The sequence below is a fragment of the Acinetobacter sp. AL9 genome, assembly GCF_041464035.1.
GTDB classification, from domain to species: domain Bacteria; phylum Pseudomonadota; class Gammaproteobacteria; order Pseudomonadales; family Moraxellaceae; genus Acinetobacter; species Acinetobacter towneri.
Window position 1 is genome coordinate 1 of the sequence record NZ_JAYFSK010000062.1, and the last position, 14,057, is coordinate 14,057.

Annotated in this window: 12 protein-coding genes, 1 tRNA gene and 1 pseudogene; 12 read left to right on the plus strand and 2 right to left on the minus strand. The window is 42.7% G+C overall.

Annotated features, from left to right (window positions below):
• Window positions 1–232 precede the first annotated feature (232 nt).
• Entirely contained in the window at window positions 233–1,576 is a 1,344-nt protein-coding gene (argG, locus tag ACEO2X_RS11635; RefSeq protein ID WP_004972682.1) for an argininosuccinate synthase, read from the minus strand.
• 611 nt (window positions 1,577–2,187) lie between these two features.
• Here argG and ACEO2X_RS11640 point away from each other — a divergent pair.
• The 12 genes from ACEO2X_RS11640 (at window position 2,188) to ACEO2X_RS11695 (ending at window position 13,935) form a co-directional block, all read left to right on the plus strand.
• Window positions 2,188–4,221, plus strand: coding sequence for an NADPH-dependent 2,4-dienoyl-CoA reductase (locus ACEO2X_RS11640; protein ID WP_004972684.1), 2,034 nt, complete (start codon window positions 2,188–2,190; stop codon window positions 4,219–4,221).
• 129 nt (window positions 4,222–4,350) lie between these two features.
• Window positions 4,351–4,440, plus strand: a tRNA-Ser gene (locus tag ACEO2X_RS11645).
• 790 nt (window positions 4,441–5,230) lie between these two features.
• Window positions 5,231–5,491: a hypothetical protein gene (locus ACEO2X_RS11650; RefSeq protein WP_121533459.1), complete on the plus strand. Its 261-nt coding sequence runs from the start codon at window positions 5,231–5,233 to the stop codon at window positions 5,489–5,491.
• 17 nt (window positions 5,492–5,508) lie between these two features.
• Entirely contained in the window at window positions 5,509–6,075 is a 567-nt protein-coding gene (locus tag ACEO2X_RS11655; RefSeq protein ID WP_136144061.1) for a hypothetical protein, read from the plus strand.
• Window positions 6,076–6,086: 11 nt separating this feature from the next.
• Window positions 6,087–6,467, plus strand: coding sequence for a hypothetical protein (locus tag ACEO2X_RS11660; RefSeq protein WP_121533463.1), 381 nt, complete (start codon window positions 6,087–6,089; stop codon window positions 6,465–6,467).
• Between the two features lie 119 nt (window positions 6,468–6,586).
• Complete coding sequence (locus tag ACEO2X_RS11665) at window positions 6,587–6,886, plus strand: hypothetical protein (protein ID WP_121593913.1); 300 nt, start codon at window positions 6,587–6,589, stop codon at window positions 6,884–6,886.
• A gap of 111 nt (window positions 6,887–6,997) precedes the next feature.
• Window positions 6,998–8,035 (plus strand): DUF932 domain-containing protein, encoded by a 1,038-nt coding sequence (locus ACEO2X_RS11670; protein WP_371972059.1) that lies wholly within the window; start codon window positions 6,998–7,000, stop codon window positions 8,033–8,035.
• Between the two features lie 144 nt (window positions 8,036–8,179).
• A complete protein-coding gene (locus ACEO2X_RS11675; RefSeq protein WP_121533572.1) occupies window positions 8,180–9,253 on the plus strand; it encodes a YqaJ viral recombinase family protein in 1,074 nt (357 codons plus the stop codon).
• 139 nt (window positions 9,254–9,392) lie between these two features.
• Complete coding sequence (locus ACEO2X_RS11680) at window positions 9,393–10,295, plus strand: hydrolase or metal-binding protein (protein WP_371972060.1); 903 nt, start codon at window positions 9,393–9,395, stop codon at window positions 10,293–10,295.
• 242 nt (window positions 10,296–10,537) lie between these two features.
• On the plus strand, window positions 10,538–12,268 hold the full coding sequence (locus tag ACEO2X_RS11685) for a type I restriction-modification system subunit M (RefSeq protein ID WP_371972061.1): 1,731 nt from the start codon (window positions 10,538–10,540) through the stop codon (window positions 12,266–12,268).
• A complete protein-coding gene (locus ACEO2X_RS11690; protein WP_371972062.1) occupies window positions 12,258–13,655 on the plus strand; it encodes an RNA-binding domain-containing protein in 1,398 nt (465 codons plus the stop codon). Before ACEO2X_RS11685 ends, ACEO2X_RS11690 begins: the two co-directional genes overlap by 11 nt.
• A 4-nt stretch (window positions 13,656–13,659) precedes the next feature.
• The gene (locus ACEO2X_RS11695; protein WP_371972063.1) at window positions 13,660–13,935 is read left to right on the plus strand and encodes a hypothetical protein; all 276 of its coding nucleotides are present in this window, start codon (window positions 13,660–13,662) and stop codon (window positions 13,933–13,935) included.
• A gap of 13 nt (window positions 13,936–13,948) precedes the next feature.
• On the opposite strand, the pseudogene ACEO2X_RS11700 reads toward ACEO2X_RS11695, so the two are convergent.
• Window positions 13,949–14,057: pseudogene (locus ACEO2X_RS11700) on the minus strand (IS701 family transposase); the annotation flags it as partial.

Here is a 14,057-nt window from a genome sequence, read left to right on the forward strand (position 1 = left end):
GGGTGGATGCGGTAAAGGTCGCCCTAAGAAGCAGAAAGCAAGCGAAATCCGTGAGGAAGTCGCCTAAGAGCTTTGCTTTTAGAATCCCCCACTTGAGTGAAAACGAAAGTGGGGGGAGTATGTCAATGCAGCTTTCATTTAGTATGAATTGTTTAGTCCTCATGTTTAAACAAACATAAAAAAGCCGCTCAATTTGAGCGGCTTTCGATTTCACAAAATCATCACCAAGTGATTATTTGTTTTTGTCTTTCAATTGTGGGACTGCAGAACCTGAACCAATCGACAATAAGCCAGAATTGGTATAAAGACCCAATTTAGCGCGTGTATCGGTAATGTCTAGGTTACGCATAGTTAACTGACCAATACGATCCATTGGCGTAAACATTGAATCACCTTTCTCCATAGTTAAACGCTCAGCTTCATAAGTGAGGTTCGGAGATTCAGTGTTCATAATGGTATAGTCATTACCACGACGTAATTCTAAAGTCACTGTACCAGTAATTGCTTTAGCCACCCAACGCTGCGCAGTTTCACGTAACATTAACGCTTGAGAATCGAACCAACGACCTTGATACAATAAACGACCTAAACGTAAACCGTTAATGCGGTATTGTTCAATAGTATCTTCGTTGTGAATACCCGTAACCAAACGCTCATAAGCAATGTGCAATAACGCCATGCCTGGTGCTTCATAAATACCGCGAGATTTTGCTTCAATAATACGGTTTTCGATTTGGTCAGACATCCCCAAACCATGACGACCACCAATACGGTTCGCTTCAAGAATCAACTCAACAGGGTTTTCAAAACGCTGACCGTTTAATGCAACTGGCATACCTTCTTCAAAGGTAACCGACACTTCTTCGGCTTTAACTTCAACGTCATCTTTCCAGAACGCCACGCCCATGATTGGATCAACGATTTTGATGCCAGCATCTAGGTACTCAAGGTCTTTCGCTTCGTGTGTTGCACCTAGCATGTTTGAGTCAGTTGAATAAGCTTTTTCTTTTGACATTTTATAGTCAAAACCATTGTCGATAAGGAATTGTGACATTTCCGCACGACCGCCTAATTCATCAATAAAGGTTTGGTCTAACCACGGCTTATAAATTTTAAGCGCAGGATTAGTCAATAAACCATAACGATAGAAACGCTCAATATCGTTACCTTTATAGGTTGAACCATCACCCCAGATGTTTACGTCATCTTCTTTCATGGCAGTCACTAGCATTGTACCTGTTACTGCACGACCAAGCGGGGTGGTGTTAAAGTAAGGTATACCGCCTGTGCTGATATGGAATGCACCACATTGGATGGCAGCAATACCTTCCAAAGCCAACTGCATACGGCAGTCAACCAAGACTGCTTTTACCGCACCGTATTCTTCGGCTTTCTTTGGAATGGCATCATAGTCATCTTCATCTGGCTGACCCAAGTTTGCGGTATACGCATATGGTTCAGCGCCTTTTTGCTTCATCCACAATAAAGCAGCTGAAGTATCTAGACCACCAGAAAAGGCGATACCGACTTTTTTGCCTACTGGTACATTCTGCAAGATAGTTGCATTATCAGTCATTGCTAGTCCTAACTTTTTTAAAATAGGCACCACATTTGGTGGCCAAGGAGAATTCTAAACTGCAAATTATAGCACTCTTTAAAATGCTTGTTTTCGTTAAAAAAGCGCATTTGATAAAAAAATCAGGTTCAGGCTTAAATTTTCATGTAGAAATGGCAAACTTGGTATAGATGTTGAAGATCAAAACCTGCAATTGGGATGGTGCAGAATAAAATCACTTTTACTTTTGGGCGGTTTTATATCAAGTTTATATCAAGAATAGTTAGGGTCTATTGCCAAGTTTCATAACGCAATCTGAGAAAGTTTTAGCCACATGAGCAAGAACAAAGCACTGCTTTGTTTGCTGCGCAAGGGGACAAGCATATTTTTTGCTGCTATTGCGTTATGAGTCAGTCATTTAGAATGACTAAATTTCCTGCCTCATGCCTTATATCAGCTAAAAAACCTTGCGAGATATATCTCTCACGTCGCAAACATAGAAGAAGTGTCAACAGACCCTATAAATTGACGTTTGCGCCACACAGTCGAACTTTAGAGTCATAAACAGTTTATAAAAATCGGTTAAAGTATTCATGCAACAAGTTGCAAAGCTCATTATATAAGGACTCATCATGACAACTCGCTATGCAAATATTCTAAAACCATTACATTTAGGATTTACCACCATTAAAAACCGTGTCGTGATGGGTTCAATGCACACGGGTTTGGAAGATCGTTTTTATAATTATCCAAAACTGGCTGCTTATTTTGGCGAACGTGCCAAAGGTGGCGTGGGTTTAATTATTACAGGTGGTATTTCACCTAACCGTCAAGGCTGGTTATTGCCTGCGGGCGGTACTATGAATACATTGGGCGATGTTGCACCACATCGATTAGTGACACATGCCGTACATAAGCATGGTGCGAAAATTTTAATGCAAATTCTGCATTCAGGACGCTATGGTTATCAACCATTTGTGGTGTCTGCAAGTCCGATTAAATCTCCAATTTCACCATTTAAACCACGTAAAATGAGTGAAAGACAAATTTTAAATACCATTGAAGATTATGCGAAAACAGCTAGTTTAGCCAAAATGGCAGGCTACGATGGTGTCGAAATTATGGGTTCGGAAGGCTATTTACTGAATCAGTTTTTAAGCCGTCATGTGAATCAGCGTGAAGACCAATGGGGCGGTACGATTGAAAACCGTATGCGTTTTGCTTTAGAAGTAGTCAAAGCCATTCGCGCCGAAGTGGGTGAAAAATTTATTATCTGCTTCCGCTTGTCGATGCTGGATTTAGTCCACGATGGCAATACCATGCACGAAGTGATTACCGTTGCCAAAGCCTTAGAGCATGCGGGTGTGAACTTGCTCAATACAGGGATTGGCTGGCATGAAGCGCGCATTCCAACCATCGTGACTTCTGTGCCACGCGCAGCTTTTGTTGATTACACCGCAGAAGTGAAAAAACACGTTGAGATTCCTGTAATTGCATCCAACCGTATTAATATGCCTGATACTGCAGAAGAAATATTGGCAGCGGGTAAAGCTGATATGATTCAAATGGCACGACCATTGTTGGCAGATGCGTTTTGGGTCAATAAAACTGCGACCAATCGTGTCAATGAAATTAACACCTGTATTGCCTGTAACCAAGCGTGTTTAGATCATACCTTTAAAAATCAGCGTGCGACTTGTTTGGTCAATCCGCGTGCAGCCTATGAAACTGAATTGGTCTATGAAAAAACCAAGCAACCGAAGCGTATTGCAGTTGTCGGTGGTGGTGTTGCGGGAATGTCTGCTGCTACAGTTGCTGCTAGTCGTGGGCACCATGTGACTTTATTTGAAGCCAGCAACGAAGTGGGCGGTCAATTCAACTTGGCAAAAGTCGTGCCGGGCAAAGAAGAATTTCACGAAACCATTCGCTACTTTAAAGTGCAAATTGAAAAAACTGGGGTCGATTTGCGTTTAAATACCAAAGTCAACCGCGAGCAACTCGAACGTGAAGGTTTTGATGAAGTGGTCATTGCAACAGGTGTAGTACCACGTGCTTTAAAAATTGAAGGCAGCGATGCACCGCAAGTATTGTCTTATGCAGAAGTATTACGTGGTGCACCTGTTGGACAAAAAGTCGCTGTGATTGGTGCAGGCGGTATCGGTTTTGATGTGTCGGAGTTTTTACTGAAACCTGAACATCAGCCACAACCGCAGCCTTTGGCAGATTGGCAGCGTGAGTGGGGAGTCGATCCGAATCCTAACTATGTGACTGAAGGTGGTATGCTTGCTCCAGAAGTTCATCCCCCAGTCCGTGAAATTTATTTATTGCAACGTAAGACGACAGCTTTAGGTGCAGGTTTGGGTAAAACTTCAGGATGGGTACATCGTGCACAGTTGAAAAAACATGCGGTGCGTATGCTACGTGGTGTGCAATATAAAGCCATCAGCAATGAAGGCTTGTGGATTGAAATGGCAGGTCAAGACCAATTGTTACGTGTAGATAGCATTGTAGTCTGTGCAGGGCAGGAGTCGGTTAAAGATTTAATGCCTGCGGCAGATGAAAATACTTTGGCTAACTATCATATTATTGGTGGTGCAAAGCTTGCTGCAGAGTTAGATGCAAAACGTGCGATTCGTGAAGGGGCTGAATTGGCTGCTAAACTTTAAAAAGTGAGGTGGCTATGCTGTTGTTTTGATGAACTTTAGCGCTGATTTGGTGAAACAATATTCACTTGAGTGCTTGAGTGGTATTTTTTACTTGTCATCAAATCAAAAGCTTCGTATCATGGCCCACATGGAAGCGTGGCAGAGCGGTTTAATGCACCGGTCTTGAAAACCGACGAGGGCGCGAGTCCTCCGTGAGTTCGAATCTCACCGCTTCCGCCAAATATTTAAATAAGCCCTTGTTTTTACAAGGGCTTATTTTTTGTCTTTGATTTTACCCCACAACCTACCCCTCATCAAATTTCGGATTGGATTGGCTTTTTTTAGCTGTATTTAGAAGATTAAGGAATGTAGTTTAAAAAACTGTATTTAAATCTAACTATATTCTTATTCAAACATTTCATAATTCTAAATATTTTCACTATTCATTCACTTAGCTTGCTTGACGCTATATAACGTGCAGATTATCCTTAGCCTGCTGACCTACATCGTCAGCGGGTTTTAGCAGACCCATTAACAAAGACAATATGTGAAATCTCATTTTGCATGTTGTGGACCCGTTCGTCCCCCTTTCTTTGCGGTAGGGCGGAGGGGGGACGCGCTTGCGCGTGCTGGTTTCTTTGTTACCAGTCTGCTAACCCTCCTTCGTTCTGCCACCATCATATTAGCAGTGATTTGGCTGGATTCTTTTAAAACAAAGGAGTACGCCATGCGCTTACATCAATACCGTCTTTTATATTTCTCTTTTTCAGTATTTGTGCCGTTGGGTTATTAGACCTGATGCTGTGCAGTCAATGCATAACTGTGTCTATCGCTTTTAAGAATAAAACTTTTTCAAATACATATTACCGATATGAAGATGAATCTCTAATGCTGTTTTGAGCTAAGTAGATCTGTACGCTTTATCGTCTATAAAAAATTCAAAAACTTAGAAATTCATTCCAACAAATATTGCATAGGGGACGCTGGATCTGTTGAAGACCAGTGATGCCTGTAAAAAGAGAAAATGACTATGTTAAAAACTTTCCTAAAAACTGCCCTGATTACATCACTGCTGGCAGGCGCGTCATGGGCGCAGGCTGGCTGGTTTGCGCAAGCCAGTGAAGCCTATTTTGTTCAAGCCCGAAATTTGGGTGGCGGGGTGTATCAGTGCATGTATAAAACCAATCCGGGCAATCGTGGCTGGCGGAATTTCACGGTGAACTTTCAGGGTGGTTGTCCGCGCTTCGTTCACTTTAATGCTCAGAATGGTCAAGTCTCTGTACCGAACTAAAAGGCGGGAGATTTGAGATGAACCAAAAAACTATATTAGGCCTAGCTGCTATTCTTGCCTTGACCATTGTTATCGTGTCTGGATTCTATTTTTTCAGTACCAAGTCCAGCGTTCAGAAGCCTGTGCAAACAACTGCAGCCGCGAGTGATATGCCAGTTTCAGAAGCTGCTGCTTCAGAAGGCATTCCTGCTGCGGAAGTTGATGGCATTGATGTGGAGGAATTGACTGCTGGAATCAAGCAACCAAGCTCTTCACTGCATGAACCTGAACTGCTGAACTTTGAGCTGGATCAAAGCCTGAAAGCAGCAGATACCGTGTTATCCATGCTTCCTTATGCAGACCTGCCTGAATTTGAACAGAAAAATGTAGATAAGTACCAGCAGCTAGTCTTTGCCAAAGTTGCGAAAGATACCGGTAAACCCGTGAGCGGTTTTAGCTTGCAGGAACATGGTGCATTAGAGTCGGAACAGGCGGGCAACCGTTACTACGTCTATAAATTTGATAATGGAACAGACTGTGAAATCCATCTGGTTAGTATTGATTTAGAGACAGGTGATTACGGCGTGAGCTACAACTACTGCTGAGGATAAATTTTATGAAGCACTATTTAAAACCCATCCTGCTGGCAGTAACGGCTGCTGCAGGCATGATACTGTCAGGGTGCAGTTCTAGCCTTGATCCTAATACTTTTACTGTTGAAATGAATGTAGTAGATACCAGCAACTGGTATGCGCAAAACCAAGCGGCAAATGTCATCAGCATTCGTTCTAACAGTCCAGATCCGATTAATGTCACCAATGTGCTGATTAACAACGGTGAATGCAGTTATGAAGGGTATCGCAGATCATTGGAATACCCGCAGCATTTTAAAATGGGGCTACGTTTAAGGCTGAAATTAACTGGCTGCGGTTATGATAATGTCGTGCGTGTCGATGTTGAAACAGAAAAAGGCACGGCAAGCTATAGCTTTCAATAGCGGCCTTTAATTCTAAACGACGAACCACAATCGAAATCAAACCGTGTCCTCAATGGGCACGGTTTTTTTATGCCCTCAATTTAGCTCTTCGTACTGAATTCATTTCACAAGGAATATCAATGTCCTTTATTCAATGTCCCTACTGTCAGTCTAGCCATGTCAGACAGACAGATTCAGGCAACGCCAACTTTAACTATTTTGAACAACTGCAACGTTGTATTTCCCCCACACAGATGGCGATGTTTGGTATGCAGGTCGCAAAAAAAGCAGGCGTTTCACCTTTTATTGGCGCCACGGTCGGGGTGGTCATTGGTGGCGTCCTAGTCGTCGTCAGCCAATACTGCTTTGAGAAGTACTACAGCAATGCCGAGCAGTATGTCTGCTTGGATTGCCAACAAGCGTTTGCATGGGTGCCGTAATCGTATCTCTGACTTTACACGGTTACATCTTTGAATAGATGGATTGTTTAAACCCTTACAGCACATTTCTGCATCTTTACATCTTTCACTTTTATTTGAGGAATAATCAAAATGGCACATCAACTTGAACAAATGGCGTATGTCGGACAAACCCCATGGCATGGTCTGGGCAATCAACTTAGCCAAAACCAACCGATTGAAGTCTGGGCCAAGCAAGCAGGTATGGACTGGCGCATTGAATCATCCAATGTCAGCTACATGGCTCAAAACTCACGTGGACAAAGCATCATCATGCCGTATGAAGAACAACGGGTACTGTACCGTTCAGATAACCATGCTCCTTTATCGGTGGTGAGTCAGCGTTATCAAGAAGTCCAACCGATGGAGATTCTGGAATTCTACCGTGATCTGACTGAGCAATCAGGCTTTGAACTGGAAACCGCAGGTGTCTTAAAGGGTGGGAAAAAGTTCTGGGCCTTGGCACGTACAGGACAAACTGCAGAATTGAAAGGTGGAGATGTTAGCAATGGCTATATTCTGCTGGCAACCGCATGTGACGGCACGTTGGCGACCACAGCACAATTCACCAATATCCGTGTGGTGTGTAACAACACTTTAGCGATTGCCTTGCGTGGACAGAGTTCTAATGCAGGCGTGGTCAAAGTACCACACAGTACCAAGTTTGATGCTGATAAAGTCAAAGATCAACTTGGTATTTCAGTGAAAACATGGTACGACCACATGTATGAAATGAAACAACTCACCCAGCGTAAAGTCACGCAGAAAGAAGCAGCGGCTTATTTTGATGCGGTATTTAACAACAATAGCCTAAGTGCGATGGAGCAGGAGGATAATATTATTCAGTACTACCGCAATGTTGCATCTCAAGCCAATCCACAGCCCAATAAAACTGAACCGAATGGACGTGCCATGACCAAAGTCATGAATATGTTTAATGGGCAGGGACGTGGAGCAGACTTATCTTCAGCCAAAGACACCGCTTATGGACTACTTTGTGCAATCACAGAATTTGTCGACCATGAACGTCGTGCGATGAGTACCGATCACCGCCTTGACTCTGCATGGTTTGGTGCAGGGGCAGCATTGAAACAACGTGGATTGGAGCAAGCTTTACGCTTAGTGGCTTAAGCTGAATTTAATCTTGAAACTTTACCATCAGGGCATGTGATCAGTACGATCAAGTGTCTTCCTAATTAGCGATCCCTCTTTGCCACATCTTCGGATGTGGCTTTTTTTATGCCGTTTTAAAATCAATGATAGAAGGATAAACCCATGAATCAGATTATAAACCCAACAGTAACGTCTCAATCTCAGTATTTACCAACTGTAGCCAATGAAAAGCTTAAACAAAGTCAATCAGGTTCAAAACGTAGCTTAAATGCCAGACGTCTGATCAACACCAAACAATTGGACTATCAGGCATGGCTTGAAGTGCGTAAGCAGGGAATAGGCAGCAGTGATGCCGCAGCCGCCTGTGGCATAAATCCTTATATGTCGATGCTAGAACTGTGGATGATTAAAACAGGACGTGTACAGCAAAACATTGATAATGAAAGCTCAGGGCATGCACCTTTATATTGGGGCAAGCAGTTAGAACCGCTAGTGGCTGAATACTACAGCATGCACACCAATAATAAAGTCCGTCGGGTCAATGCGGTGTTACAGCACCCTGATCCTGATAAAGCCTTTATGTTGGCAAACTTGGATTATGCCGTGGTGGGCAATGAAGACGTGCAAATCCTAGAATGCAAAACCGCAGGTGAATATGGAGCCAAGCTGTGGAAGGTGGGTGTACCTCTGTATGTGCTGTGTCAGGTACAACACCAACTGGCGGTGACAGGTAAACAAGCGGCACATATTTGTGTGTTGCTGTGTGGGCAGGAAACCAAAATCTACAAAGTCAGTCGTAATGAAGCTTTGATTGAACAGATCATTCAGGCAGAACGGTTGTTTTGGGAATGTGTTGAAAATGACGTTCCGCCTGCAGTGGATGCCAGTGAATCGGCAGCCAAAGCTTTACAACAGCTCTATCCTGAACATACCCCACTGAGTTGTATTGATCTAACGGAGGTGAAGCTTGCCAATGAACTGTTTGATCAGCTGATACAGGAGAAACAGCAGCTTGAACAGCACCAAAGCCAGTTTGATCTACTCAAACACCGAGTTCAGGCACTGATGCAGGAACATGAACGTGCTGTATTTCAGCAAGGTTCGGTGACATGGAAGAAGAGCAAGGACAGTATCAGTCTGGATACCAAGTCCTTACTTCAGCACCAACCTGAACTCATCCAACAATACCCATTGCAGAAAGCAGGCAGCCGTCGTTTCAACATTTATCACGATTAGCTCAAAGTTTAGAGTTAATCACTCAGCAAGAAGCAATCTGAAATCCCGTGCAGCCCTGCATGGGATTTTTTTATGCCGATTTTAATTTAAGCAAACAGTGCAACACATCTAAACATATCAACGACAGAGGAATTGCAACATGATTAAAGGTCTAGCCATTACACCGCCAATTCTTGGGCGGATCAGTATCGGCAAGGTTGTCGAAAAGAATGGGAAACGCATCCCTGAAAAGGATGACCAATTCACCATTACCAGCCAAATCCAAAGCAAAGAGAGTGGTTGGATAAAACATCCACTGGATGATCAGCTTCGAGCGAATATTCTCAATCAAAAGTTACGCTCAATCCCGGTCAGAATGATCTTCAATGATCCTGACTTAAACCTACGTGCAGAATACAGCCTATTTGACCGTCAGACTGGACGGCCAGTCTGTGTCGGTAACGGTGAAACATGCCAGCGTTTAACCAATCAAGGTGTAGAGCAACATCCCTGTCCATCCCCTGATTTATGCCCATTGGCTCAAGGAGGGAACTGCAAGCCCTACGGTCGCCTGCATGTGAATTTGGATGATTCTGATGAATTTGGCACCTTTATCTTTAGAACCGCAGGCTTTAACAGTATTCGGACTTTGGCTGCGCGACTGAGTTATTACCATGCAGCGTCTAATGGTTTGTTGTCATGTCTACCCTTGCAGTTGATATTGCGTGGTAAGAGTACGACACAGAGCTATCGTCAGCCAGTCTATTACGTGGATCTGACTTTAAGAGAAGGGATTAGCTTGAATGAGGCGATTATTCAGGCGAAGCAAATTGATGAACAGAGCAAGCAAGCGGGGTTTGATCAGGAAGCTTTAGACTTTACCGCAAGGAAGGGTTTTGCCAATGCACGGTTTGAAACGGATATAGAGGAAGGGTTAGATGTGCTGGAGGAATACTACCCTGAACAAGAACAAAACCGTACGGTGGAGCAACAAGCTTCGCCTGAAGGGTTTGTGCAGGATATTCAGCAAGGGTTGCAGCGATCAGTCAGACCCGTCAATTAATCGATTGGTTGGAAAAGAGCAACTTTCTAGGTTGCTCTTTTTTTTACGACATTATAAGACGTAGCAGTTGTTAAAGGACTATATTCGCTATGGTTATCTCGTTAAAATGACAAGCCTGAATTAATTCCTAATTTTTTTGTTAAGTGCATGACTTTTAATAAGTCATAGATATGCTAACTTAGCAACATTGTTTAACATTAAGTATAAAACCAAAGCGGTTGATCTTGGATTGAGGAAATAAAATGCATTCATTGGAACAAAAATTTCTAAATGACTTAGATGACAAGCTTTGGAAAGCCGCCGATAAATTACGCAGCAGTCTGGATGCTGCTAACTACAAGCATATTGTTTTAGGGCTGATTTTCTTAAAGTACGTTTCAGATGCTTTTGATGAACGGCAATCTGAGCTCAAGACTTTATTCGCTCATCAAGATGACAACAATATCTACTACATGGCACGTGATCACTATGATAGCGATGAAGAATACCAACAGGCTATTGCTGATGAACTAGAAATACTGGATTACTACCAAGAAAAAAACGTATTTTGGGTGCCCAAAGCAGCACGTTGGTTAAGTATCCGCAATGCAGCAGCTTTACCAATTGGCTCAATCATTTGGCAGGATGAGCAAGGACAGGACGTGAAGTTACGCTCTGTATCTTGGTTGATTGATAATGCTTTTGATGAAATTGAAAAAGCCAATCCAAAACTAAAAGGTATTCTGAATCGTATTGGACAGTATCAGCTGGACAATGACAAGCTACTTGATCTGATCAATACTTTTTCTGACACCAGTTTTACTAATCCAGAATATAACGGTGAGCAACTCAGTCTGCACAGCAAAGATATCCTTGGGCACGTCTACGAATACTTTTTGGGACAGTTTGCCTTGGCTGAAGGGAAGCAAGGTGGGCAGTACTACACGCCTAAAAGTATCGTCACCTTAATTGTTGAAATGTTGCAGCCTTATAAAGGTCGTGTGTATGACCCTGCAATGGGTTCAGGTGGATTCTTTGTGTCCAGTGAAAAATTTATTGAACAACATGCACAGGAAAAGCGTTACAAAGCATCAGAGCAGAAAAAGCATATTTCTATTTATGGTCAGGAGAGCAACCCGACCACATGGAAACTGGCCGCCATGAACATGGCGATTCGTGGGATTGATTTTAATTTTGGTAAAAAGAATGCAGACAGCTTTTTAGAGGATCAGCATCCAGACTTACGTGCTGACTTTGTGATGGCCAACCCACCTTTTAATATCAAGGATTGGTGGCATGCTTCTCTAGAAAGTGATGTGCGTTGGAAGTATGGCACGCCACCGCAAGGTAATGCCAACTTTGCCTGGATGCAGCACATGCTGCACCATCTGTCACCTACAGGCAGTATGGCATTGTTACTTGCCAATGGTTCAATGAGTTCCAATACCAATAATGAAGGCGAGATTCGTAAGAACCTGATCGAAGCCGATCTGGTGGAATGTATTGTTGCATTACCAGGACAACTGTTCACCAACACGCAAATTCCAGCCTGTATCTGGTTTCTAACCAAGGACAAAAAGAATGGCTTGTCTTTAGATAAAAAGAAAGCCAACCGTGAAGGCAAGACTCTGTTCATCGATGCCCGTAATTTGGGCTACATGAAAGATCGCGTACTGCGTGACTTTACCGATGCAGATATTGCCAAAATCACCAATGCTTTACATGCTTGGCAACAAGGCGAAAATTTTGAAGGCGAAGCCTATCAAGATGAGAAAGGTTTTTGCTTCTCTGCTGAGTTAAAAGATATACAAAAGCACGACTATGTATTGACTCCAGGACGTTATGTGGGTGCAGTCGAGCAGGAAGATGATGGCGAGCCATTCGCTGAGAAAATGCTGCGTTTGACCGCTCAGCTCAAAGAACAATTTGCTGAAAGTGCGGTCTTGGAAAGTGAGATTAAAAAGAATCTAAAAGGCTTGGGTTATGAGTTCTGATCATCCTTTATTGCAAGAAATTCAGAAGGGTGAAAGTCAAACCCTTGAATTTAAAGAGCAGTTACCGAAAGGGCAACAGGTCGCAAAGACCCTGATTGCTTTTGCCAATACCAGTGGTGGTAAATTGGTAGTGGGTGTAAGTGATGATCGCCAACTCGTAGGTATTCAAGATGATATTTTTGAGCTGCAAGATCAGATCACTTCAATGATCAATGAGCTGTGTGCGCCCAATATTCTACCGTATATTTATATCGAGAATATCCAAGGCATAGAGTTGCTAGTGATTGAAGTCAGTCGTGGTTCGTTATTGCCTTATTATCTCAAGCCGCAAGGTAAGGCACAGGGAACCTATATCCGTTTGGGTGCAAGTAATCGTTTGGCATCGCCTGAGTATATCCAGCAACTTGAATTGCAACGTCTGAACCAGACTTTTGATGAACAGCCGAATCCACAATACAGTTTAGATGACATCGATTTACAGCCTTTACAGCAAGCCTTTGCTGATCTGGGTAAAGAGCTGTCTTTGCAGAAAATGCGTAATCTTAAATTGATCATTCAGCAGAATGGACAGGATTACCCAAGTCATGGGTTACTCATTTTGTTGGGGCTTTATGAGCAGGTTGAGATGAAATGCAGCCGCTTTAAAGGCACGACCATGACGGTGTTTTTGGATAAAAAAGAATACCGTGGAGACTTATTTAGCCAGTTGAAGCAAACAGAGCAATTCATCAAGAATCATCTGCATCTACGAGCAGAAATTTTAGGGTTACAACGTACAGAAAGCTATGAGATCCCTATTCCTGCTATTCGTGAAGCCTTGGTGAATGCAGTGCTGCACCGTGATTATAGCAATGCAGGGCGTGATATTAAGGTTGGCATTTATGATGACATCCTGAATATTGTATCACCGGGTGGTTTGCCCAATGGACTGACTGAAGAAGATTTGGCACAAGGTCGTTCCGAGATTCGTAACCGTGTCTTGGCTCGTGTGTTTAAAGAATTGGGTTATATCGAGCAGTGGGGCAGTGGGATTGCTCGTATTAAAGATCTATGTTTGCAGGCAGGTAATGCCGAACCTCAATTGAAAGCACAAGGTGATTTTGTTGATTGGGAGTTTTACCGTCCTTCGATTGAGCAACTAGGTGGCTCAATAGGTGGCTCAATAGGTAGCTCAATCCAAGAGAGTATGCTGACAGATCGGCAAAAAGAGATTTTAGATTTAATTCAGCACAATCCGAAAGTTTCCTATCGTGCTATGGCGGAGCAGCTCGGTATTAATGAGTCCGCGGTGAAAAAGCATTTGAATAACTTAAAAGATGCAGATTGGCTTGAGCGTGTGGGTGGGACTCGTGGCTATTGGGCGATTATGAGAGATTTAGAAGGGTAGTTTTGTGTTTAAGAATATATTTTTGCTAGAAGATTATTTGGAATTTATTACTTACGGTTTTACTAATCCTATGCCTGATTCAGATACAGGACCATGGAAAGTAACCGCAAAAGATATTGTTAATGGTAAAATTAATTTCACAACAGCCAGAAAAACAACACAAGTAGCTTATGAACAAAAGTTGACTAATAAAAGTCGTCCTAAAGTAGATGATATATTATTAACAAAAGATGGATCATTAGGGCGATTAGCTATAGTAAAAAATGAAAATCTATGTTAGGACTTACGCACTATTATTTATAGATTCTCTGTGGTAGCAGATGATTTTTATCGAGAATAAAGTCATCAATGAAGTTTTTGATAACTGGTCTAAATAATTTCTTCTGCCAACGATATACATTT